Here is a 19,090-nt window from a genome sequence, read left to right as displayed (position 1 = left end):
GTCTAGACTGATTAAATAGAGTCTTTTCCCATCTTCTCACGTCCTAGTTCACGGTAACTACGGTCGCCGACAACCTCAACGCTAAACTGGCCATCCTCATATTCAAGTATCGTCACGCTACCATTATCGAGACCATGCGGATGCATGCCATTAATCAGATACACAATGGTTCCAATGGTCATTCCGTGGCTCACGACTAGGGCATTGCCCCCACCCTGCTCTTCCATTTCTTTGGCAATCGCTTCAAAGCCTTCCTTGATTCGACCACTGAGTTTTTCCCAGCCTTCAGCCCAACCAGCTGTATCGACCTCTACCAAACCCTCAGCCAGTTCAGCATAAGACAATTGATGAACGTGGTCCACATTAAAGATACGAGGAATAATGCCCATGAAAAGATCACCATCATAAGCTCCGTCAAAGCTACCAAAACACCATTCTCTGATACGCTTGTCCATGCGATAAGGGATTTTTCCCTGCAAGCCAAGTTCATCAAGGATGATTCCCATTGTCTGAATGGTACGACCAGAATCACTCGAATAAGCGCGATCAAACTGTAGACCAGATTCTCGCAAACCGATTCCTAATTCTTGAATCCCTCGTTCACCTTCAGTTGTTAAAGGAGTATCGCTCCAACCTTGCGCGCGACCAATCGTGTTAAACATGGTCTTGCCATGACGTACCAAATACAATCGTACTTTTACCATTTTCCGTCCTCCGTTTGCTTCTATTATATCATGGATGATAAAACAAAAGCCACCCATACAGGCGACTTTTGCAGGAGATTATTATGAAAAAGTTTAGGAGTTCTATTAAATAAAGATATTAGATGAAAATCAAATTCAAACTAAATCAGTGTTATCTGCTTCAAATAATATTAGGAGGTCTTTATTTAATGATTATAGTATACACATCCAACCTTAAATAGAACTTAAAATTTCTCCTATTTTCTTAATTTTTAAAACTATGAATTGGTGCTGGGATTTGTCCTCCACGAGAGATGAAATCAACAGACGAAGCCCCATTGACCTTCATAACTGGAGCTGTACCAAGAAGACCACCAAACTCAATCATGTCACCTTCTTTTCCTTTGGGAATGATACGGACAGCTGTTGTTTTCATATTAATGACACCAATTGCAGCCTCATCTGCAATCATGGCCGCAATGGTTTCAGCTGGTGTATCCTCTGGAATGGCAATCATATCCAAACCAACAGAACAGATAGCCGTCATAGCTTCTAGTTTTTCCAAATTAAGAGAGCCATTTTGCACTGCAGCAATCATTCCTTCATCCTCTGAAACAGGGATAAAGGCACCAGACAAACCACCAACTTGGTTGCAGGCCATAACTCCGCCCTTCTTAACTTGGTCGTTCAAGAGAGCCAAGGCAGCCGTCGTTCCATGCGTACCAACTGTCTCTAGTCCCATTTCTTCTAGGACACGTGCTACAGAATCTCCAACCGCAGGAGTTGGCGCCAAACTCAAGTCCACAATACCAAACTCCACACCCAGTCTTTCACTAGCCATCTGACCAACCAATTGACCGATACGAGTGATTTTAAAGGCAGTTTTCTTAACTGTTTCGGCTACTACATCAAAGCTCTGTCCACGAACTTTTTCCAAGGCACGTTTCACAACACCAGGACCAGAAACTCCGACATTGATGATAACATCTGCCTCCCCAACACCATGAAAGGCACCCGCCATAAATGGATTGTCCTCAACAGCATTAGCGAATACAACCAACTTGGCCGCTCCCATATCTGATAGATTAGCCGTTTCCTTAATAACTCGTCCCATATCTGCCACAGCCGTCATATTAATACCAGACTTGGTTGAGCCAATATTAACTGACGAGCAAACCTTATCCGTTTCAGCCAAAGCACGAGGAATAGAATTGATGAGAATCTCATCTCCCTTTTGATACCCTTTTTGTACCAAGGCAGAGAAACCACCAATAAAGTCCACACCAATTTCTTTCGCAGCCTTATCAAGCGCTTTTGCCAGAACCACATAGTCTGTCGCATCTGTCGCTGCTCCAATCAGAGAAATAGGAGTCACCGATACACGCTTATTAACGATAGGAATTCCCAACTCAGCTGCAATTTCGTCACCAACAGTCACTAAATTAGCTGCCTTGCTCGTAATCTTTTGATAAATTTTCTCCGCAGCACGATTGATATCCGGATCAATACAGTCCAAAAGGGAAATCCCCATGGTAATGGTTCTAATATCGAAGTTTTGCTCCTCAATCATGGCGATGGTTTCAGTAACTTGTCTAATATCCATGTGCACCTCCTAGATATTATACATAGCTTCGAAAATCGCTGCACTCTGAATATTAATTTTCACATTCAAAGTTTGACCAAAAGTTTCAAATTCATTACGAAGATACGTAAAATCTTGCTTTTCATCGCTAGAGACGACAGCCATCATCGTGAAATATTCATCCAAGACAGTTTGAGAGATATCATCAATGTTCAAACCCAATTCTGCAATTTTACCAGAAACACCTGCAACAATACCAGATTTATCTTTACCAACAACAGTTATAATCGCTTTCATAAGCAAACTCCAATTCTTCTTAAAATAGGAAACCTGAACATTAAACAGATTTCGTCTTAAATAGTATAGCATAATTCTAACGAAAATACTCAAAAACGCCTGCTTACGAAGTTGTTCTTAAGCAAAAAACAATTTCGTAAACAAGCGTCTACTATCCCAACTTATGATGAGTGTTCCCGCTAGGATCGAAATCCTAGCGGTAGACCAGAGCTAGACTAAGAGCACAAGACTCCATCATCATAACACTCAACAAAATTGATGATTTTATACTAATTCGATGATCGCCATTGGCGCTGCATCACCACGACGTGGTTCAGTTTTAAGGATACGAGTGTATCCACCGTTACGTTCAGCATAACGAGGTGCGATTTCTGAGAACAATTTTTGAAGTGCTGTAGTAGAAGTGTACTTGTCAGTTGCTTCATCATAGTTTTCAGATGCGATTTCATTACGTACGAAAGCAGCTGCTTGACGACGTGCATGCAAATCACCACGTTTACCTAGAGTAATCATTTTTTCAACAGTTTTACGGATTTCTTTAGCACGAGCTTCAGTTGTCACGATTGATTCGTTAATCAAAAGGTCAGTTGTCAAATCGCGAAGCATTGCTTTACGTTGTGAGCTAGTGCGTCCTAGTTTACGGTAAGCCATTTATTCCTCCTTTATTTATCTTTTAATCCAAGACCCAAATCAATAAGTTTGAATTTCACTTCTTCCAAACTCTTGCGTCCAAGATTTCGTACTTTCATCATCTCTGCTTCAGATTTTTCTGTCAAGTCATGCACAGTATTGATACCGGCACGTTTCAAACAGTTGTATGAACGCACAGACAAGTCCAGTTCTTCAATCGTACGATCCAAAATACGGTCGTCAGATTCAGTATCAGCTTCTTTCATCACTTCAGTTGACTTAGCAATCTCAGTAAGATTTGTAAACAAATCAAGATGTTCTGTCAAAATACGTGCTGAAAGCCCTAAAGCATCTTCTGGAATAATTGTTCCATTTGTCAAGATTTCAAGGGTTAATTTGTCAAAACCATCATTGCTACCTACACGAGCAGGTTCAACTTGATAGTTGACTTTTGTAACTGGTGTATAAATAGAATCTACAGCAAGTGTTCCAACTGGTGCATTATCCTTTTTATTTTCATCTGCAGGTACATATCCACGACCACTGTTAACAGTCATAGTCGCTTTTAGAGAAGAACCTTCACCGATTGTAAAGAGATAATGATCTGGATTTACAATTTCAATATCGCTATCTGTCAAAATGTCACCAGCTGTTACTTCAGCAGGACCTTCAACATCCAGTTCGATGATTTTTTCGTCTTCAACGTACGATTTCACTGCAATTCCTTTAATGTTCAGAATGATTTGCATCACGTCTTCACGAACACCTGGAACTGTGTCAAACTCATGTAACACACCATCAATATTGATAGATGTCACAGCTGCTCCTGGTAGAGAAGCTAGAAGTACACGACGAAGAGAGTTACCAAGAGTTGTACCGTAGCCACGTTCAAGTGGTTCGATTACAAACTTGCCATAATCTTTATTTTCATCAATTTTTGTTATATTTGGTTTTTCAAACTCGATCATTTAGTTACTCCCTCTTAAACGAAAAGCAGTGTAATGCGATGATTATACACGGCGACGTTTTGGAGGACGAGCACCATTGTGTGGCACTGGAGTCACATCACGAATTGCTGTTACTTCAAGACCAGCGGCAGCAAGCGCACGAATAGCTGACTCACGACCAGAACCTGGACCTTTTACAGTAACTTCAACTGATTTAAGACCGTGTTCTTGTGCAGATTTAGCAGCAGCTTCAGAAGCCATTTGAGCAGCGAATGGTGTAGATTTACGAGAACCTTTGAAACCAAGAGCACCAGCTGATGACCAAGCAATTGCATTACCATGCACATCAGTAATCATAACAATAGTGTTATTAAATGTAGCGTGAATATGAGCAATACCAGATTCGATATTCTTTTTCACACGACGTTTACGTGTTGGTTTAGCCAAGACTTTTACCTCCTATATTATTTTTTCTTACCAGCAATCGCAACAGCTTTACCTTTACGAGTGCGAGCGTTGTTTTTAGTGTTTTGTCCACGGACAGGAAGTCCACGACGGTGACGGATACCACGGTATGAACCGATTTCCATCAAACGTTTGATGTTCAAGTTTACTTCACGACGAAGGTCACCTTCAACTTTGATTGCATCCACTTCACGACGGATAGCATCTTCTTGATCTGATGTAAGATCACGTACACGAACATCTTCTGAGATTCCAGCAGCAGCCAAAATTTTCTTAGATGTTGCAAGTCCGATACCATAAACATAAGTCAATGAGATTACTACGCGTTTGTCATTTGGAATGTCAACTCCAGCAATACGAGCCATGTTTTCTCCTTTCTATCTTATCCTTGACGTTGTTTGTGTTTTGGATTTGCTGGGCAAATTACCATAACACGACCATTACGACGAATAACTTTACAGTATTCGCAAATTGGTTTGACCGATGGTCTTACTTTCATTTCTTATCCCTCCAAGTTTTTCGATTATTTAAAGCGGTAAGTGATACGTCCACGTGTCAAGTCATATGGACTCATTTCGACAGTAACACGATCTCCCGCTAAAATACGAATATAGTTTTTACGAATTTTACCAGAAACTGTTGCTAAAATCTGATGTCCATTTTCAAGTTCAACCGTAAACATTGCATTCGGCATTGTATCAACTACTTTGCCTTCAACTTCAATCACATCGTCTTTTGCCACGCAAAAGCACCTCCATAAATTTCGATTCGATGCCTCTAGACACAGAGACAACAATTATAAGTCAGACTATCTCAGTATAACATTTGTAGCGGATTTTTGCAAGTGTGAAAAACGCTTTATTTCAAATTTGTCAATACTTTTTCGATATCTGAGAAGACATCATTGATATCTTGATTACCTTCGATGTCATGAACCAAACCTTTGGCACGGTAGTGAGCAATGATTGGTTCTCCTTGAGCAATATTCACATCCAAACGACGTTTTACTGTCTCAGGCTTATCATCTTCACGTTGGTAGTAATCTTCTTCTTTATAGTCAACTGGTGGGTTAAAGACCTTGTGGAAAGTTTCTCCAGTTACGCGGTGGATGATACGACCACTCAAACGTTCCAAGAGGCTATCTGGATTCACTTCAATGTTGATGACACCTTCTAGTTCAATACCAAGCTCAGCCAATGTTTTGTCCAAGGCATAAGCTTGTTCGATTGTACGTGGGTAACCATCCAACAAGAATCCTGTTTCTTTAATATCATCTTGTGAAAGACGTTCTTTTACGATTCCATTTGTAACTTCGTCAGGAACCAATTCACCCTTGTCAATGTATGACTTAGCAAGAACACCCATTTCAGTTTGATTTGCCATAGCAGCGCGGAACATATCACCTGTTGAGATATGTGCAACATGGAATTGTTCTACGATTTTTGCTGCTTGAGTTCCCTTACCTGCACCAGGTAAGCCCATAATCAAAAGATTCATGATTTGATCTCCTTATTTTATTTTTAAATAGAAGCAAAAAGCCTTTTCACCCCTATTTAAAAACAAAATAGAAGAGGGGAGACCAAACTCTCACAAATGTCAGAGTTTAAACCTCCACTCCCTCAGTATTTACTGATTCATACTCAATGAAAATCAAAGAACAAACTAGGAAGCTAGCCGCAGGTTGCTCAAAACACTGCTTTGAGGTTGCAGATAAAGCTGACGTGGTTTGAATTTGATTTTCGAAGAGTATCAGTAAATACTTTTATTCTGTTCTATCCATGAAACCAACATACTTACGTTTCAATAGGTAACCTTCCAATTGTTTGATTCCTTCAATACCTGTAGAGATAATGATCAAAAGACTAGTTCCTCCAAAAGCAACTGCTTCTGAAAGTCCGAAAACATCTTTTGCTACAATCGGTAAAATAGAAATCACACCAAGGAAGAGAGAACCAACCGTTGCAAGACGACGAAGAAGTTTAGACATATATTCTTCTGTACCTTTACCAGGACGAACTCCGTGGATATAGGCACCGCTCTTTTGTAGATTCTCTGCCGCTTTTTCAGGATTAATCTGTACAAACGTATAGAAGAATGTAAAGAGAATAATCAATAAAGCATACATAGCAATACCAGTTGGTGAAGTTGTTGCCAGCATTTCTTGTGCTGTTCTTACCCAAGCCCAATCATGACCTGTAGCGCTTAAAAACTGAAGAATAGCCGCAGGCGCTGCAGTAATCGAACTTGCAAAGATAACAGGGATAACTCCAGCAGGGTTTACCTTCAAAGGAAGGTAAGAGCTAGATGGAGCACCTTGTGCAACCTTAGTATATTGGATTGGAATTTTGTATTCTGCTTGTTGAACATAAGTTGTAAAATAAATGATCAACAATACAGTAATAATCAAAATGATTACGAAAATGATAGATGAAGTGATACGGCTACTTGGGACGTTCACAAAGTAGTCCACATAGATGCCCTGAATCATCTCTGGAATTGAGGCAACAATCCCGGCAAAGATAATCATAGAAACACCATTTCCGTATCCCTTATCTGTAATTTGCTCACCCAACCAAGTGACAATCATACTACCAGCTGTTAAGATGATACCAATCGTCAGAAAAACTTGTGGAGTTAAAGCAGTTTTAATCAATTGAGCTCCAGCCAAGGTATTAAAACCAGCTGTAATCCCGATAGATTGCACAAAAGCGAGAACTAGAGCAATATAACGAGTAGCTTGGTTCAATTTTCTTCGACCTACTTCCCCTTGTTTTCCCCACTCTACAAACTTGGGTAAAATATCCATTTGCAAGAGTTGGACAACGATAGAAGCAGTGATATAGGGACTAACTCCTAGGGCAAAAATCGAAAAGTTTTTTAGGGCATTCCCCGACACCAAGCTCAACATGTTTAAGAAGGATAATCCACTTAAAGCATTCAAGCTATTGGCATTCACACCAGGAACTGTAATACTAGTTCCGATACGAAAGACCAAAACGATAAAAATTGTAAACAAAATTTTTGATCGAACCTGCTTGACTTTAAGAGCTTCTCTTAATAATTTAAAAAACATAGGTCACCTCTCTTAGATGACTTCTACTGAACCACCTTTAGCAGTGATAGCTTCTTCAGCTGATTTAGAGAATTTAGCTGCTTTCACAGTCAATTTCTTAGTCAACTCACCGTTACCAAGAATTTTAATACCTGATTTTTCAGCTTTAACAATTCCTGCTTCGATAAGAACAACTGGAGTAACTTCAGCACCATCTTCAAAGACGTTCAATTGGTCAAGGTTCACAATTGCGTATTCTTTAGCGTTGATGTTAGTGAATCCACGTTTTGGAAGACGACGGAACAATGGAGTTTGTCCACCTTCAAAACCAAGGCGAACTCCGCCACCGCTACGAGCTTTTTGACCTTTTTGACCACGACCAGATGTTTTACCGTTACCTGATGAAGTACCACGACCAACGCGATTACGTACTTTACGAGAACCTTCTGCAGGTTTCAATTCATGAAGTTTCATTTTTATTTTCTCCTCTTTTGTAAAATGCTAGCGCCGATAAGGGAGAAAAGGTTGTCTCCCCCATCAACTCGCCTATACGACGTCATCATAGATGACTATATCTAGTTTTAGGGGATGGTATACTGCACATCCCCTAAAAATTCATTAGTTTACTTCTTCAACTGTTACCAAGTGAGATACTGCAGTGATCATACCACGGATAGCAGCGTTGTCTTCTTTAATAACAGAGCTGTTCAATTTGCCAAGTCCAAGTGCTACAACAGTTTTACGTTGTGATGGAATGCGTCCGATTGGAGACTTAGTCAAAGTAATTTTAATTTGAGCCATTTTATCCCCTTTCTTATGCCAAATCAGAAACTGAAATACCACGAAGGGCAGCAACTTCTTCAGCGCGTTTCAATTGTTTCAAACCTTCAACAGTTGCACGAACAATGTTGATTGGAGTGTTAGAACCAAGTGATTTAGATGTAATATCTGCCACACCTGCCAATTCCACAACGGCACGAACTGCACCACCAGCGGCAACTCCAGAACCTTCTACAGCAGGTTTCAACAATACTTTAGCTCCACCGAATTCTGAAAGAACTTCGTGTGGGATTGTTGTTCCAACCATAGGAACTTCGATCAAGTTTTTCTTAGCATCATCTACTGCTTTACGGATTGCTTCTGGAACTTCTTGAGCTTTACCAGTACCAAATCCTACGCGACCGTTGTGGTCACCAACAACAACAAGAGCTGCGAAACGAAGACGACGTCCACCTTTAACAACTTTTGTAACACGGTTGACAGCAACTACGCGTTCTTCTAATTCAACTGCATTGTCTTTAAATGCCATTTTCTAGTGTCCTCCTATTAGAATTTCAATCCGTTTTCACGAGCTGCATCAGCCAAAGCTTTCACACGTCCGTGATATAGATATCCACCGCGGTCGAACACCACTTCTGAAATACCTTTAGCGTTTGCACGTTCTGCAACGAGTTTACCGACAGCAACGGCTTGTTCAGTTTTAGTTCCTTTTGAAACTTCTTTATCAAGAGTTGAAGCACTTGCGAGCGTTACACCCGCTACGTCATCAATCACTTGAGCGTAGATGCCTGTATTAGAACGGAATACGTTCAAACGTGGGCGATCAGCAGTTCCAGAGAGTTTTCCGCGAACGCGACGGTGGCGTTTTTGGCGGAGTTTGTTTTTATCTGGTTTTGAAATCACAGTTTTCACCTCTTTAGTTTTAAATCGTGTGCTATGCACAAAGTTGGAAAATAGGTTGGTGGTTGAAAATCAACCACTCAACATTATTTACCTGTTTTACCTTCTTTACGGCGAACAAATTCACCAACGTAACGGATACCTTTACCTTTATATGGTTCTGGTGAACGAAGGCTACGTACGTAAGCAGCTGTTTGACCAACTACTTCTTTTGAAATTCCGCTAACAACGATTGTTGTTGGGTTTGGAAGTTCAAAAGTAATTCCTTCTGGAGCTTCAACTTCGTCTGGATGAGATTTACCAACAGCCAAAACAAGTTTAGATCCTTGAAGTTGTGCACGGTAACCAACCCCGCGCATTTCAAGTTCTTTCTTGAATCCTTCTGATACACCAACAACCATGTTGTTCAAAAGGGCACGAGTAGTTCCGTGGATAGTTTTCATTTCTTTTGAATCGTTTGGACGGTGAAGAGTTACTTCAGTACCTTCCACACGGATTTCAATATCTTTTGAGAACTCACGAGTAAGTTCTCCTTTAGGTCCTTTTACAGTTACAAGGTTGTCATTGTTAGTGAGTTCAACACCAGCAGGCAACACGATAACTTTATTACCAATACGTGACATGTTTTTAATTCTCCTGTTAAATTGTCAGGCCAGAACGGCCAGTTTTCACGGGGTTAAATCGATTCCTCGATTTAAAGGAACATTTAGGTTTCAATTTCAAAGTGAATCTAGGCATCGTCTCGCAGGCATAACTTTGGGTTAGGCAAGAGACGATAACGAAGAGTCACAAAGAAATTGGGAGCTAAATATTACCAAACGTAAGCGATAACTTCCCCACCAACATTCTTTTGGCGTGCTTCTTTATCAGTAAGCAAACCTTCAGAAGTTGAAAGGATAGCAATTCCAAGTCCGTTAAGAACTTTTGGAAGGTCTTCACGTTTTTTGTAGACACGAAGTCCTGGTTTAGAAACACGTTTCAAGTTAGTGATAACTTTTTCACCGTTTGGTCCGTATTTAAGGAATACACGGATGATGCCTTGTTTGTCATCTTCGATGATTTCAACGTTTTTTACAAAACCTTCGCGTTTAAGGATTTCAGCAATCCCTTTTTTGATGTTTGATGCAGGTACTTCAAGTACTTCGTGTTTCGCTTGGTTAGCGTTACGAATACGAGTTAGGAAGTCTGCGATTGGGTCAGTCATAACCATTTTGTTTTTCTCCTCTTACTAGTAGTTTGCAAGTTGCACTTGCTAGTTAACACATGATACAAAGAGCGTAACAGCAAGAGCAAAAATAGGCAATTTGATGCAGGAGCAATGCTCCAAAGAAAATTGGTCTTTTTTGCCAAAGCTGTAGCTCGTGTTCAAATTGGCAAGCCCAACTGAACCCGGGCTAAACTCTGTGTGAAAAAGATAAACTTTCCTAGAAACTTTAGTTTCTTCGTCAAGTTTCCTATTTTCACTTGGAGTTTTGACGCCCTTGATATCTTAAATTACCAAGATGCTTTTGTTACACCAGGAATTTGTCCTTTATAAGCTAATTCACGGAAGCAAACACGGCAAAGTTTAAATTTGCGGTAAACTGAATGTGGACGACCACATTTTTCACAACGAGTATAAGCTTGAGTAGAGAACTTCGCTGGACGTTTGTTCTTAGCAATCATTGATTTTTTAGCCATTAGATTTACCTCCTATATTATTTTGCAAAAGGCATTCCAAGGCCTGTAAGCAATGCACGTGACTCTTCGTCAGTGTTAGCAGTTGTTACGATAACGATGTCAAGACCACGAGTTTTGTCAACGTCATCGAAGTTGATTTCTGGGAAGATCAATTGTTCTTTCACACCAAGTGTGTAGTTTCCGCGTCCGTCAAATGATTTTGTTGGAACACCGTGGAAGTCACGTACACGTGGAAGTGAAACTGAAACCAATTTATCCAAGAATTCGTACATACGTTCACCACGAAGGGTAACTTTTGCACCGATCGCAACACCTTCACGAAGACGGAAGCCGGCGATTGATTTTTTAGCTTTAGTGATAAGTGGTTTTTGACCTGAGATAAGTGCCAATTCTTCAGCAGCTTTTTCAAGGCTTTTAGCGTTTGATACAGCTTCACCAACACCCATGTTCAAAACGATCTTATCTACTTTAGGCACAGCCATCACTGATGAGTAGTTGAATTGTTCTGTCAAAGCAGGAACTACTTCATTAAGATATTTTTCTTTTAAACGATTTGCCATTATACTTCTCCTTTCCTTCGTGATTAATCAAGCACTTCGCCTGATTTTTTGTTGTAGCGAACTTTTTTACCGTCTACAAATTTGTAACCAACACGACCAGCTACACCATTTTTGTCCAAAACTTGAACGTTTGATACGTGGATAGCTGCTTCTTTCTCGATGATACCACCTTGAGGAAGCTCGTTAGTTGGACGTTGGTGTTTCTTAACGATGTTAACACCTTCAACGATAACTTTGTTTACTTTTGGAAGGGCAGTAAGGACAACAGCTTCTGTTCCCTTATCTTTACCAGCGATTACGCGAACTTTGTCGCCTTTTTTTACAAACATTAGGTTTCTCCTTGATTTTTCTTACGCCCATAAGGGCACCCTGGAGGTAAATCCAGGGGACTAGTTTGTTTCTAAAAATTAAAGTACTTCTGGAGCAAGTGACACGATCTTCATGAAGCCACCTTCACGCAATTCACGTGCAACTGGGCCAAAGATACGTGTTCCGCGAGGAGTTTTGTCTTCACGGATGATAACTGCTGCGTTTTCGTCAAATTTGATGTATGAACCATCAGCACGACGAGCACCTGATTTAGTACGAACGATAACTGCTTTAACAACGTCACCTTTTTTAACCGCACCACCAGGAGTAGCTTGTTTTACAGATGCCACGATAACATCACCGATGTTTGCAAATTTACGTCCTGAACCACCAAGAACTTTGATAGTCAAGATTTCGCGAGCACCGCTGTTGTCTGCGACTTTCAAACGAGTTTCTGTTTGAATCATTTCAGTTTTCTCCTTTCAGGTTTGATTAGATGATGACCGCTTCTTCAACAACTTCTACAAGACGGAAACGTTTTGTAGCTGAAAGCGGACGAGTTTCCATGATACGTACGATATCGCCTTCTTTGGCAACATTGTTTTCATCATGAGCTTTGTATTTTTTAGAGTAGTTAATACGTTTACCATAGACTGGGTGGTTACGTTTTGTTTCAACTACAACTGTGATTGTCTTGTCCATTTTGTCAGATACAACACGTCCAACAAGAACTTTACGATTATTGCGTTCCATTGAAATTTCTCCTTCCCTAGTCTATTATTTCGCTTCAGATTGAACTGTTTTGATACGAGCGATTTGTTTTTTAACTTCTTTCAAGCGAGCTGTTTGTTCCAATTGACCAGTAGCAGCTTGGAAACGAAGTTCAAACAATTCTTTTTTCAATTCGTTTTCGCGCTTCGCGAGTTCTTCTTGAGAAAGACCACGAAGTTCTTTAACAAATTCTTTTACTTCATTAAGTTTCATGCCTTCTCCTTATTCTGCTTCACGTTTTACGAATTTACATTTAACTGGCAATTTGTGGCTAGCAAGACGAAGCGCTTCGCGTGCAATCTCTTCAGATACACCAGCGATTTCGAACATCACTTTACCACGTTTAACTGGTGCTACCCAACCTTCAGGTGCCCCTTTACCAGATCCCATACGCACACCGATAGCTTTAGCAGTGTATGATTTGTGTGGGAAGATTTTAATCCAAACTTTACCACCACGTTTCATGTAACGAGTCATGGCGATACGAGCAGCTTCGATTTGGCGGTTAGTGATCCAGTGGCTAGTTGTAGCTTGAAGACCGTATTCACCGAATGCTACTTCTTTTCCACCTTTTGCTTCACCGCGCATTTTTCCACGGAATTCACGACGGTGTTTAACACGTTTAGGTACTAACATTGGTTATTTACCTCCTTTAGTGTTTTTGCGAGCTGGAAGAACTTCACCACGGTAGATCCATACTTTAACACCAAGTTTACCGTATGTAGTATCTGCTTCTTCCCAAGCGTAATCGATATCTGCACGAAGTGTGTGAAGTGGAACAGTTCCTTCAGAGTATCCTTCAGCACGGGCGATGTCTGCACCGTTCAAACGACCTGATACTTGAGTTTTGATTCCTTTAGCTCCAGCACGCATTGCACGTTGGATTGCTTGTTTTTGTGCACGACGGAAAGCAACACGTTGCTCCAATTGACGAGCAATTCCTTCACCTACAAGGTGAGCATCCAAATCAGGTTGTTTGATTTCGATGATGTTGATGTGTACTTGTTTTCCAGTCAATTTGTTAAGTTTTGCACGGAGTGCATCAACGTTAGCACCACCTTTACCGATAACCATACCTGGTTTAGCAGTGTGAAGTGAAACGTTAACTTTGTTTACTGCGCGTTCGATTTCGATAGTTGAAACTGCTGCGTCAGCAAGTTCTTTTTGAACGAATTTACGGATTGCAAGATCTTCATGAAGGTAATCCGCGTATTCTTTTTCAGCATACCATTTGGCATCCCAATCACGGATGATGCCGACACGCATACCAATTGGATGTACTTTTTGACCCACGATTTTACCTCCTTATTTTTCTGCAACAGCTACAGTGATGTGAGCTGTACGTTTGTTGATTGGTGAAGCTGAACCTTTCGCACGTGGACGGAAACGTTTCATAGTTGGTCCTTCGTTTGCGAATGCTTCAGATACTACCAAGTTAGCTTTATCCAAACCAAAGTTGTTTTCAGCGTTAGCTACAGCTGAGTTCAAAACTTTCAAGATGATTTCAGCAGCTTTGTTTGGAGTGAATGTCAAAATTGCGATTGCATCGGCTACGCTTTTACCACGGATGTTATCAAGAACAAGACGTGATTTACGAGGTGAAACACGTACTGTACGAGCCATTGCTTTAGCTGAAGTAATTTCTGCCATTTATGTTCTCCTTATTTTCTACGTGTTTTCTTGTCGTCTGCAGCGTGACCTTTGTAAGTACGAGTTGGTGCAAATTCACCAAGTTTGTGACCTACCATGTCTTCTTGGATGTAAACAGGTACGTGTTTACGTCCGTCATAAACTGCGATAGTGTAACCAATGAAACTTGGGAAGATCGTTGAACGACGTGACCAAGTTTTAATAACTTTTTTCTTTTCGTCGTTAGCTTGAGCTTCAACTTTTTTCATCAAATGCTCATCGACGAAAGGTCCTTTTTTAAGACTGCGTCCCATTTTTATATTTTCTCCTTTAAATGTTGTACCACAGCGGCTTGCGCTCACATGGAGCACTACCGAGCTGGCGGATTTACTAGTTGCTTAAGCGACTAGTTTAATACTATTTCTCGTTGCGACGACGAACGATAAGTTTGTCAGATTTCGCTTTCTTGTTACGAGTTTTAAGACCAAGAGCAGGTTTGCCCCATGGAGTAGATGGTGCTTTACGACCAACTGGTGCTTTACCTTCACCACCACCGTGTGGGTGATCGTTAGGGTTCATTACAGAACCACGAACTGTTGGGCGGATACCTTTCCAACGGCTACGTCCTGCTTTACCAAGGTTTACAAGTCCATGTTGTTCGTTTCCGACAACACCAACTGTAGCACGACAAGTTCCAAGAATCATACGAACTTCACCTGATTGAAGACGAACAAGAACATATTTACCTTCAGAACCCAATACTTGAGCAGATGCACCAGCAGCACGTACCAATTCACCACCACGACCTGGTTTCAACTCGATGTTGTGGATCAAAGTACCAACTGGGATGTTAGCAAGTGGAAGAGCGTTTCCGACTTTGATATCTGCTTCTGGACCTGAAACGATACGTTGACCTACTTCAAGACCTTTTGGAGCGATGATGTATGCTTTCACACCGTCAGTGTAGTGTACAAGAGCGATGTTTGCAGAACGGTTTGGATCGTACTCGATTGTTTTAACAACTGCTTCAACGTTGTCTTTGTTACGTTTGAAGTCAACCAAACGGTAGAAACGTTTGTGTCCACCACCTTGGTGACGAACTGTGATACGACCGTTGTTGTTACGACCAGCCTTGCTCTTCAATGCAACAAGCAATGATTTTTCAGGAGTGCTTGTTGTGATTTCAGCGAAATCCAAAGAAGTCATATTACGGCGACCGTTTGTTGTTGGTTTATAAACACGAATTCCCACGATATTTCCTCCTTAGATTATTCAGCTTCAGCAGCAAACAACTCGATTGCTTTAGAATCAGCTGTAAGTGTGATGATAGCTTTTTTAGTTTTGTTAGTAAAACCAGTGTAACGTCCAACACGTTTAGCTTTTGGTTTTACGTTGATTGTGTTAACATTAGCAACTTTAACACCTTCGAAAGCAGCTTCAACAGCTTGCTTGATCAAAAGTTTGTGTGCACGAGTGTCAACTTCAAATACATATTTGCCTGCTTCAAGTTGAGCCATTGAGCTTTCAGTGATGACAGGTTTTTTGATAACATCATACAAATTCATTATGCAAGAACCTCCTCGATTTTAGAGATAGCTGCTTGTGTGACAAGAAGTTTGTCGCTATTTGCGATGTCAAGAACACTTGCAGTTGTAGCAGTTGCAACTTTCACGTTTGGAAGGTTACGAGCTGAAAGAGCTGCGAATTCATTTCCTTCTTCAAGGATAACAAGAACTTTAGAATCGATGCTCAATGCTGCAAGAACTTTTGCAAATTCAGCAGTTTTTGGAGCTGTAAATGAAAGAGCGTCTACAGCTACGAATTTGTTTTCAGCAACTTTTTCAGAGTAAACTGATTTAAGAGCTAGGCGACGAACTTTTTGTGGAAGTTTGTAGCCATATGAACGTGGAGTTGGTCCGAAGACAACACCACCACCACGCCATTGTGGTGAGCGGATAGAACCTTGACGAGCACGTCCAGTTCCTTTTTGACGCCATGGTTTGCGTCCACCACCTGATACTGCAGAGCGGTTTTTAACAGCGTGTGTTCCTTGACGAAGGCTTGCGCGTTGGCTGATGATTACATCAAACACAACTGATTCATTTGGTTCGATACCAAATACTGCATCGTTAAGAACAACTTGGCCAGCTTCTTTACCAGTTTGGTCAAATAATGTTACGTTTGCCATTGTGACTGATTTCCCCTTTCTTTATTATTTACCAGCTTTAACTGCTGATTTGATAGTGATAAGAGATTTCTTAGCACCTGGTACGTTACCTTTGATAAGGATAACGTTCTTTTCTGGAACAACTTGTACAACTTCAAGGTTTTGAATTGTTACGCGGTCGCCACCCATACGTCCTGCAAGGTTTTTACCTTTGAATACGCGGTTAGGTGCGACAGGTCCCATAGAACCTGGACGACGGTGGTAACGAGAACCGTGAGCCATTGGTCCACGTGATTGTCCGTGGCGTTTGATAACACCTTGGAAACCTTTACCTTTAGAAGTACCAGTTACGTCAACAACGTCTCCAGCTGCGAATGTTTCAACTGTGATTTCAGCACCAACTTCCAAGCCTTCAACGTTTTTGAATTCACGAATGAAGCGCTTAGGAGCCGTGTTAGCTTTCGCTACATGTCCTTTAGCAGGTTTGTTGCTCAATACTTCGCGTTTGTCATCGAAACCAACTTGGATAGCGTTGTATCCGTCTGTTTCAACAGTTTTAACTTGAAGAACAACGTTTGGAGTTGCTTCAATAACTGTTACAGGGATCAATTCGCCAGCTTCAGTGAAGATTTGAGTCATTCCCACTTTTTTCCCTAAGATTCCTTTTGTCATGAGAAAATAGTTCCTTTTCTATATTTTTATTCAAAAAGTTTTTAACGAGCGTTTTTTATGCTCAAGTCTAAGATACAAAGGGCGTCAAACTCAAAGTGAAAATAGGAAACTGACGCAGTGTCTAGCAGACACTAGGAAGTTTATCTTTTTCACACCGAGTTTAGCCCGTGTTCAATTATATTGAAACACCAGCCTCTGCTCTTTTATATTTTAGATTAAAGTTTGATTTCTACGTTTACACCACTTGGAAGATCCAATTTCATCAAAGCATCAACTGTTTTTTGAGTTGGGTTAACGATATCGATCAAGCGTTTGTGTGTACGCATTTCAAATTGTTCGCGAGAATCTTTATATTTGTGAGTCGCACGAATGATTGTGTAGAGGCTACGTTCAGTTGGAAGTGGGATTGGACCCGCAACTTGTGCACCTGTACGAGTAGCTGATTCTACGATTTTTGCAGCCGCTGTGTCAAGCGTACGGTGTTCGTATGCTTTCAAACGGATACGGATTTTTTTGTTTGCCATCTTTTTCTCCTTTTCGTCTATTTAAGATAATAGGCTAGCTCCACAAGAAAACCGACGCGGTGTTGCGTGGCAATGCAACCGAGCGTGTCGCAACCTCTTGCATCAAAGCTAAGGCTGTAATTTACAGCACCATAATAGAATAACACAAAGCCCCTGCGATTGCAAGGGATTTGTTGCTGTTTTTTTAAATTTTTAACATGAAAATGTTTTCTTTTTTGATAGGTCATTTATTTAAATATTCTATGGAAGAAAGTTACTCTCTCTTCACCTGTTCATAGCTTTCTTTTCCGTCATTAAGCTTGTCCCAAATGACTACTTGCCCACTTTGGAGCGATTTTTGCACATCGATGATTCGTTGATTGGACGAACCTCGAAACTGAAGCATAAGATTTCTCTTAGTTCGATCATACCGTCCATCGACAAGGATGTCAATCAGTGATAAGAGTTCCAGTTTATCTTGTGTCTCCAACATCATTTCTTCCCATGTATAGCCCGTCCATGACCAGATGTCCTTGTCTGGCAATTCCTTTCGAATGCGTTTAACGAGAGGTAAGAGAATGCCCGTATTGAGGAAGGGCTCCCCTCCTAGCAAGGTCAATCCTTGAACATAGGGCTGGGCAAGGTCTGCCATGATCTGTTCTTCTAATTCTGCTGTATAGGGAATGCCAGCATTAAAAGACCAAGTCGCAACATTATAACATCCCTCGCAGTGAAACATACAACCTGATACATAGAGAGAGTTACGCACACCTTCTCCATCTACAAAGTTAAAGGCTTTGTAGTCTATGATACGCCCTTGACTGAGTTCCTCACTTTTCCATTCTTGTGGTTTTGGATTATTCATTCGCTACCTCTATCCAATAACGCTCGACTCCGTTACGAACATCCTCAAGGAGCCCACCATTTGCTAAAATGACTGCTCTGCTAGCAGGATTATTCACGCTACAGGTCACCAGAGCTTTCTTGATGTTCTTTTCCTTAGCAACTTGCAAGCCCTGACGGAGAGTTTCCTTAGCATAACCCTTGCCTCTTTCTGATGGACGAATGGAGTAGCCAATGTGGCCAGCATAATTCAGTAAACCCTCATTCAGTTTCAATCGCAGATTCAAAAATCCTAGAGCACGACCTACATCATCAAATGATACAAATTGAATAGAAGGAACACGATTTTCAGGCAAGTTTATTCCCATCTCTTTTTGCATATTTGTTTCCAACCACTCTTCATACACAAAGTTCTCTGTATCCCAAAATCCTCCATCATGGGCTGATTGGCTTTTTTCAAACTCTGCCATCATCTCTAAAACTGTTTCTTTATCTGCTAATCTTGGTCTTCGTAGTTCCATCCTTACCTCCCACTAGAGAAAAGTGAGAGCTGACTCTCATACTCTTCGAAAATCAAATTCAAACCACGTCAGCGTCGCCTTACCGTACTCAAGTACAGC

At 40.9% G+C, this 19,090-nt stretch carries 35 protein-coding genes; all 35 read right to left on the bottom strand.

Translation table 11 applies throughout. From position 1 onward, the window contains the following. Window positions 1-11 precede the first annotated feature (11 nt). Window positions 12-704: a histidine phosphatase family protein gene (locus ADH54_RS07325; protein ID WP_049524606.1), complete on the bottom strand. Its 693-nt coding sequence runs from the start codon at window positions 702-704 to the stop codon at window positions 12-14. 244 nt (window positions 705-948) lie between these two features. Beyond that, a complete protein-coding gene (locus ADH54_RS07320) occupies window positions 949-2,286 on the bottom strand; it encodes a PFL family protein (RefSeq protein WP_049524605.1) in 1,338 nt (445 codons plus the stop codon). A 9-nt stretch (window positions 2,287-2,295) separates the two neighbouring features. Further along, on the bottom strand, window positions 2,296-2,562 hold the full coding sequence (locus ADH54_RS07315) for an ACT domain-containing protein (RefSeq protein WP_000644126.1): 267 nt from the start codon (window positions 2,560-2,562) through the stop codon (window positions 2,296-2,298). Window positions 2,563-2,826: 264 nt separating this feature from the next. Continuing rightward, window positions 2,827-3,213, bottom strand: a complete 387-nt coding sequence (gene rplQ / locus ADH54_RS07310; RefSeq protein WP_000331493.1) for a 50S ribosomal protein L17 — start codon at window positions 3,211-3,213, stop codon at window positions 2,827-2,829. A gap of 11 nt (window positions 3,214-3,224) precedes the next feature. Continuing rightward, window positions 3,225-4,160, bottom strand: a complete 936-nt coding sequence (locus ADH54_RS07305; RefSeq protein WP_000568987.1) for a DNA-directed RNA polymerase subunit alpha — start codon at window positions 4,158-4,160, stop codon at window positions 3,225-3,227. Window positions 4,161-4,202: 42 nt separating this feature from the next. Beyond that, window positions 4,203-4,586 carry a 30S ribosomal protein S11 gene (rpsK, locus tag ADH54_RS07300; RefSeq protein WP_001118385.1) on the bottom strand — a complete coding sequence of 128 codons (384 nt, stop codon included), beginning with the start codon at window positions 4,584-4,586 and terminating at the stop codon, window positions 4,203-4,205. 17 nt (window positions 4,587-4,603) lie between these two features. Continuing rightward, window positions 4,604-4,969 carry a 30S ribosomal protein S13 gene (gene rpsM / locus ADH54_RS07295; protein WP_000090781.1) on the bottom strand — a complete coding sequence of 122 codons (366 nt, stop codon included), beginning with the start codon at window positions 4,967-4,969 and terminating at the stop codon, window positions 4,604-4,606. Window positions 4,970-4,986: 17 nt separating this feature from the next. Then, a complete protein-coding gene (gene rpmJ / locus ADH54_RS07290; protein ID WP_001808836.1) occupies window positions 4,987-5,103 on the bottom strand; it encodes a 50S ribosomal protein L36 in 117 nt (38 codons plus the stop codon). A gap of 24 nt (window positions 5,104-5,127) precedes the next feature. Then, a complete protein-coding gene (gene infA / locus ADH54_RS07285) occupies window positions 5,128-5,346 on the bottom strand; it encodes a translation initiation factor IF-1 (protein ID WP_001029883.1) in 219 nt (72 codons plus the stop codon). Between the two features lie 116 nt (window positions 5,347-5,462). Then, complete coding sequence (locus ADH54_RS07280) at window positions 5,463-6,101, bottom strand: adenylate kinase (protein WP_001050445.1); 639 nt, start codon at window positions 6,099-6,101, stop codon at window positions 5,463-5,465. A 265-nt stretch (window positions 6,102-6,366) separates the two neighbouring features. Beyond that, on the bottom strand, window positions 6,367-7,677 hold the full coding sequence (gene secY, locus ADH54_RS07275) for a preprotein translocase subunit SecY (RefSeq protein WP_049524604.1): 1,311 nt from the start codon (window positions 7,675-7,677) through the stop codon (window positions 6,367-6,369). Window positions 7,678-7,689: 12 nt separating this feature from the next. Next, window positions 7,690-8,130, bottom strand: a complete 441-nt coding sequence (gene rplO / locus ADH54_RS07270) for a 50S ribosomal protein L15 (RefSeq protein WP_000766087.1) — start codon at window positions 8,128-8,130, stop codon at window positions 7,690-7,692. A gap of 144 nt (window positions 8,131-8,274) precedes the next feature. After that, window positions 8,275-8,457, bottom strand: coding sequence for a 50S ribosomal protein L30 (gene rpmD / locus ADH54_RS07265; RefSeq protein WP_000057241.1), 183 nt, complete (start codon window positions 8,455-8,457; stop codon window positions 8,275-8,277). A gap of 13 nt (window positions 8,458-8,470) precedes the next feature. Further along, entirely contained in the window at window positions 8,471-8,965 is a 495-nt protein-coding gene (rpsE, locus tag ADH54_RS07260; protein ID WP_000874202.1) for a 30S ribosomal protein S5, read from the bottom strand. Window positions 8,966-8,982: 17 nt separating this feature from the next. Next, window positions 8,983-9,339, bottom strand: coding sequence for a 50S ribosomal protein L18 (gene rplR, locus ADH54_RS07255; protein WP_000624044.1), 357 nt, complete (start codon window positions 9,337-9,339; stop codon window positions 8,983-8,985). Between the two features lie 83 nt (window positions 9,340-9,422). Then, window positions 9,423-9,959: a 50S ribosomal protein L6 gene (gene rplF / locus ADH54_RS07250; RefSeq protein ID WP_000086635.1), complete on the bottom strand. Its 537-nt coding sequence runs from the start codon at window positions 9,957-9,959 to the stop codon at window positions 9,423-9,425. Window positions 9,960-10,147: 188 nt separating this feature from the next. After that, entirely contained in the window at window positions 10,148-10,546 is a 399-nt protein-coding gene (rpsH, locus tag ADH54_RS07245; protein WP_000245504.1) for a 30S ribosomal protein S8, read from the bottom strand. A 284-nt stretch (window positions 10,547-10,830) separates the two neighbouring features. Further along, window positions 10,831-11,016: a type Z 30S ribosomal protein S14 gene (locus tag ADH54_RS07240; protein WP_001085697.1), complete on the bottom strand. Its 186-nt coding sequence runs from the start codon at window positions 11,014-11,016 to the stop codon at window positions 10,831-10,833. A 17-nt stretch (window positions 11,017-11,033) separates the two neighbouring features. Beyond that, window positions 11,034-11,576, bottom strand: a complete 543-nt coding sequence (gene rplE / locus ADH54_RS07235; RefSeq protein WP_000013542.1) for a 50S ribosomal protein L5 — start codon at window positions 11,574-11,576, stop codon at window positions 11,034-11,036. 23 nt (window positions 11,577-11,599) lie between these two features. Further along, window positions 11,600-11,905, bottom strand: coding sequence for a 50S ribosomal protein L24 (rplX, locus tag ADH54_RS07230; protein ID WP_000497691.1), 306 nt, complete (start codon window positions 11,903-11,905; stop codon window positions 11,600-11,602). Window positions 11,906-11,983: 78 nt separating this feature from the next. After that, complete coding sequence (rplN, locus tag ADH54_RS07225; protein ID WP_000616545.1) at window positions 11,984-12,352, bottom strand: 50S ribosomal protein L14; 369 nt, start codon at window positions 12,350-12,352, stop codon at window positions 11,984-11,986. A 25-nt stretch (window positions 12,353-12,377) separates the two neighbouring features. Beyond that, on the bottom strand, window positions 12,378-12,638 hold the full coding sequence (gene rpsQ / locus ADH54_RS07220) for a 30S ribosomal protein S17 (protein ID WP_000440801.1): 261 nt from the start codon (window positions 12,636-12,638) through the stop codon (window positions 12,378-12,380). Between the two features lie 24 nt (window positions 12,639-12,662). Then, window positions 12,663-12,869 carry a 50S ribosomal protein L29 gene (gene rpmC, locus ADH54_RS07215; RefSeq protein WP_000772918.1) on the bottom strand — a complete coding sequence of 69 codons (207 nt, stop codon included), beginning with the start codon at window positions 12,867-12,869 and terminating at the stop codon, window positions 12,663-12,665. Window positions 12,870-12,878: 9 nt separating this feature from the next. Further along, a complete protein-coding gene (gene rplP, locus ADH54_RS07210) occupies window positions 12,879-13,292 on the bottom strand; it encodes a 50S ribosomal protein L16 (protein ID WP_000960946.1) in 414 nt (137 codons plus the stop codon). A gap of 3 nt (window positions 13,293-13,295) precedes the next feature. Further along, complete coding sequence (gene rpsC, locus ADH54_RS07205; protein WP_000529936.1) at window positions 13,296-13,949, bottom strand: 30S ribosomal protein S3; 654 nt, start codon at window positions 13,947-13,949, stop codon at window positions 13,296-13,298. 12 nt (window positions 13,950-13,961) lie between these two features. Next, window positions 13,962-14,306, bottom strand: a complete 345-nt coding sequence (gene rplV, locus ADH54_RS07200; RefSeq protein WP_000818137.1) for a 50S ribosomal protein L22 — start codon at window positions 14,304-14,306, stop codon at window positions 13,962-13,964. Window positions 14,307-14,317: 11 nt separating this feature from the next. Beyond that, a complete protein-coding gene (gene rpsS, locus ADH54_RS07195) occupies window positions 14,318-14,599 on the bottom strand; it encodes a 30S ribosomal protein S19 (RefSeq protein ID WP_000533766.1) in 282 nt (93 codons plus the stop codon). A 103-nt stretch (window positions 14,600-14,702) separates the two neighbouring features. Then, window positions 14,703-15,536 carry a 50S ribosomal protein L2 gene (rplB, locus tag ADH54_RS07190; protein WP_000512911.1) on the bottom strand — a complete coding sequence of 278 codons (834 nt, stop codon included), beginning with the start codon at window positions 15,534-15,536 and terminating at the stop codon, window positions 14,703-14,705. Window positions 15,537-15,553: 17 nt separating this feature from the next. Next, a complete protein-coding gene (locus ADH54_RS07185; protein ID WP_001055347.1) occupies window positions 15,554-15,850 on the bottom strand; it encodes a 50S ribosomal protein L23 in 297 nt (98 codons plus the stop codon). Then, complete coding sequence (gene rplD, locus ADH54_RS07180) at window positions 15,850-16,473, bottom strand: 50S ribosomal protein L4 (RefSeq protein ID WP_000024537.1); 624 nt, start codon at window positions 16,471-16,473, stop codon at window positions 15,850-15,852. Before rplD ends, ADH54_RS07185 begins: the two co-directional genes overlap by 1 nt. A 24-nt stretch (window positions 16,474-16,497) precedes the next feature. After that, window positions 16,498-17,124, bottom strand: a complete 627-nt coding sequence (gene rplC / locus ADH54_RS07175; RefSeq protein ID WP_000160197.1) for a 50S ribosomal protein L3 — start codon at window positions 17,122-17,124, stop codon at window positions 16,498-16,500. Window positions 17,125-17,339: 215 nt separating this feature from the next. Then, entirely contained in the window at window positions 17,340-17,648 is a 309-nt protein-coding gene (gene rpsJ, locus ADH54_RS07170; RefSeq protein WP_001284513.1) for a 30S ribosomal protein S10, read from the bottom strand. Between the two features lie 17 nt (window positions 17,649-17,665). Further along, window positions 17,666-17,875, bottom strand: a complete 210-nt coding sequence (locus ADH54_RS12195; protein WP_049524603.1) for a hypothetical protein — start codon at window positions 17,873-17,875, stop codon at window positions 17,666-17,668. Window positions 17,876-17,901: 26 nt separating this feature from the next. Continuing rightward, window positions 17,902-18,492, bottom strand: coding sequence for an anaerobic ribonucleoside-triphosphate reductase activating protein (gene nrdG / locus ADH54_RS07160; RefSeq protein WP_049524602.1), 591 nt, complete (start codon window positions 18,490-18,492; stop codon window positions 17,902-17,904). Further along, window positions 18,485-18,991 (bottom strand): GNAT family N-acetyltransferase, encoded by a 507-nt coding sequence (locus ADH54_RS07155; protein WP_049524601.1) that lies wholly within the window; start codon window positions 18,989-18,991, stop codon window positions 18,485-18,487. Before ADH54_RS07155 ends, nrdG begins: the two co-directional genes overlap by 8 nt. Window positions 18,992-19,090: the final 99 nt, after the last annotated feature.

It is taken from the genome of Streptococcus pseudopneumoniae (genome assembly GCF_001072315.1).
Classification (GTDB): Bacteria; Bacillota; Bacilli; order Lactobacillales; family Streptococcaceae; genus Streptococcus; species Streptococcus pseudopneumoniae_R.
This window is presented reverse-complemented; position numbering and strand designations above follow the sequence as displayed.

Coding starts and splice junctions, on each gene's coding strand:
- ADH54_RS07325 (WP_049524606.1), bottom strand. CDS start 704: ATGGTAAAAGTACGATTGTATTTGGTACGTCATGGCAAGACCATGTTT.
- ADH54_RS07320 (WP_049524605.1), bottom strand. CDS start 2,286: ATGGATATTAGACAAGTTACTGAAACCATCGCCATGATTGAGGAGCAA.
- ADH54_RS07315 (WP_000644126.1), bottom strand. CDS start 2,562: ATGAAAGCGATTATAACTGTTGTTGGTAAAGATAAATCTGGTATTGTT.
- rplQ (WP_000331493.1), bottom strand. CDS start 3,213: ATGGCTTACCGTAAACTAGGACGCACTAGCTCACAACGTAAAGCAATG.
- ADH54_RS07305 (WP_000568987.1), bottom strand. CDS start 4,160: ATGATCGAGTTTGAAAAACCAAATATAACAAAAATTGATGAAAATAAA.
- rpsM (WP_000090781.1), bottom strand. CDS start 4,969: ATGGCTCGTATTGCTGGAGTTGACATTCCAAATGACAAACGCGTAGTA.
- rpmJ (WP_001808836.1), bottom strand. CDS start 5,103: ATGAAAGTAAGACCATCGGTCAAACCAATTTGCGAATACTGTAAAGTT.
- ADH54_RS07280 (WP_001050445.1), bottom strand. CDS start 6,101: ATGAATCTTTTGATTATGGGCTTACCTGGTGCAGGTAAGGGAACTCAA.
- secY (WP_049524604.1), bottom strand. CDS start 7,677: ATGTTTTTTAAATTATTAAGAGAAGCTCTTAAAGTCAAGCAGGTTCGA.
- rplO (WP_000766087.1), bottom strand. CDS start 8,130: ATGAAACTTCATGAATTGAAACCTGCAGAAGGTTCTCGTAAAGTACGT.
- rpmD (WP_000057241.1), bottom strand. CDS start 8,457: ATGGCTCAAATTAAAATTACTTTGACTAAGTCTCCAATCGGACGCATT.
- rpsE (WP_000874202.1), bottom strand. CDS start 8,965: ATGGCATTTAAAGACAATGCAGTTGAATTAGAAGAACGCGTAGTTGCT.
- rplF (WP_000086635.1), bottom strand. CDS start 9,959: ATGTCACGTATTGGTAATAAAGTTATCGTGTTGCCTGCTGGTGTTGAA.
- rpsH (WP_000245504.1), bottom strand. CDS start 10,546: ATGGTTATGACTGACCCAATCGCAGACTTCCTAACTCGTATTCGTAAC.
- ADH54_RS07240 (WP_001085697.1), bottom strand. CDS start 11,016: ATGGCTAAAAAATCAATGATTGCTAAGAACAAACGTCCAGCGAAGTTC.
- rplE (WP_000013542.1), bottom strand. CDS start 11,576: ATGGCAAATCGTTTAAAAGAAAAATATCTTAATGAAGTAGTTCCTGCT.
- rplX (WP_000497691.1), bottom strand. CDS start 11,905: ATGTTTGTAAAAAAAGGCGACAAAGTTCGCGTAATCGCTGGTAAAGAT.
- rplN (WP_000616545.1), bottom strand. CDS start 12,352: ATGATTCAAACAGAAACTCGTTTGAAAGTCGCAGACAACAGCGGTGCT.
- rpsQ (WP_000440801.1), bottom strand. CDS start 12,638: ATGGAACGCAATAATCGTAAAGTTCTTGTTGGACGTGTTGTATCTGAC.
- rpmC (WP_000772918.1), bottom strand. CDS start 12,869: ATGAAACTTAATGAAGTAAAAGAATTTGTTAAAGAACTTCGTGGTCTT.
- rplP (WP_000960946.1), bottom strand. CDS start 13,292: ATGTTAGTACCTAAACGTGTTAAACACCGTCGTGAATTCCGTGGAAAA.
- rplV (WP_000818137.1), bottom strand. CDS start 14,306: ATGGCAGAAATTACTTCAGCTAAAGCAATGGCTCGTACAGTACGTGTT.
- rpsS (WP_000533766.1), bottom strand. CDS start 14,599: ATGGGACGCAGTCTTAAAAAAGGACCTTTCGTCGATGAGCATTTGATG.
- ADH54_RS07185 (WP_001055347.1), bottom strand. CDS start 15,850: ATGAATTTGTATGATGTTATCAAAAAACCTGTCATCACTGAAAGCTCA.
- rplD (WP_000024537.1), bottom strand. CDS start 16,473: ATGGCAAACGTAACATTATTTGACCAAACTGGTAAAGAAGCTGGCCAA.
- rplC (WP_000160197.1), bottom strand. CDS start 17,124: ATGACAAAAGGAATCTTAGGGAAAAAAGTGGGAATGACTCAAATCTTC.
- rpsJ (WP_001284513.1), bottom strand. CDS start 17,648: ATGGCAAACAAAAAAATCCGTATCCGTTTGAAAGCATACGAACACCGT.
- ADH54_RS12195 (WP_049524603.1), bottom strand. CDS start 17,875: ATGACCTATCAAAAAAGAAAACATTTTCATGTTAAAAATTTAAAAAAA.
- nrdG (WP_049524602.1), bottom strand. CDS start 18,492: ATGAATAATCCAAAACCACAAGAATGGAAAAGTGAGGAACTCAGTCAA.
- ADH54_RS07155 (WP_049524601.1), bottom strand. CDS start 18,991: ATGGAACTACGAAGACCAAGATTAGCAGATAAAGAAACAGTTTTAGAG.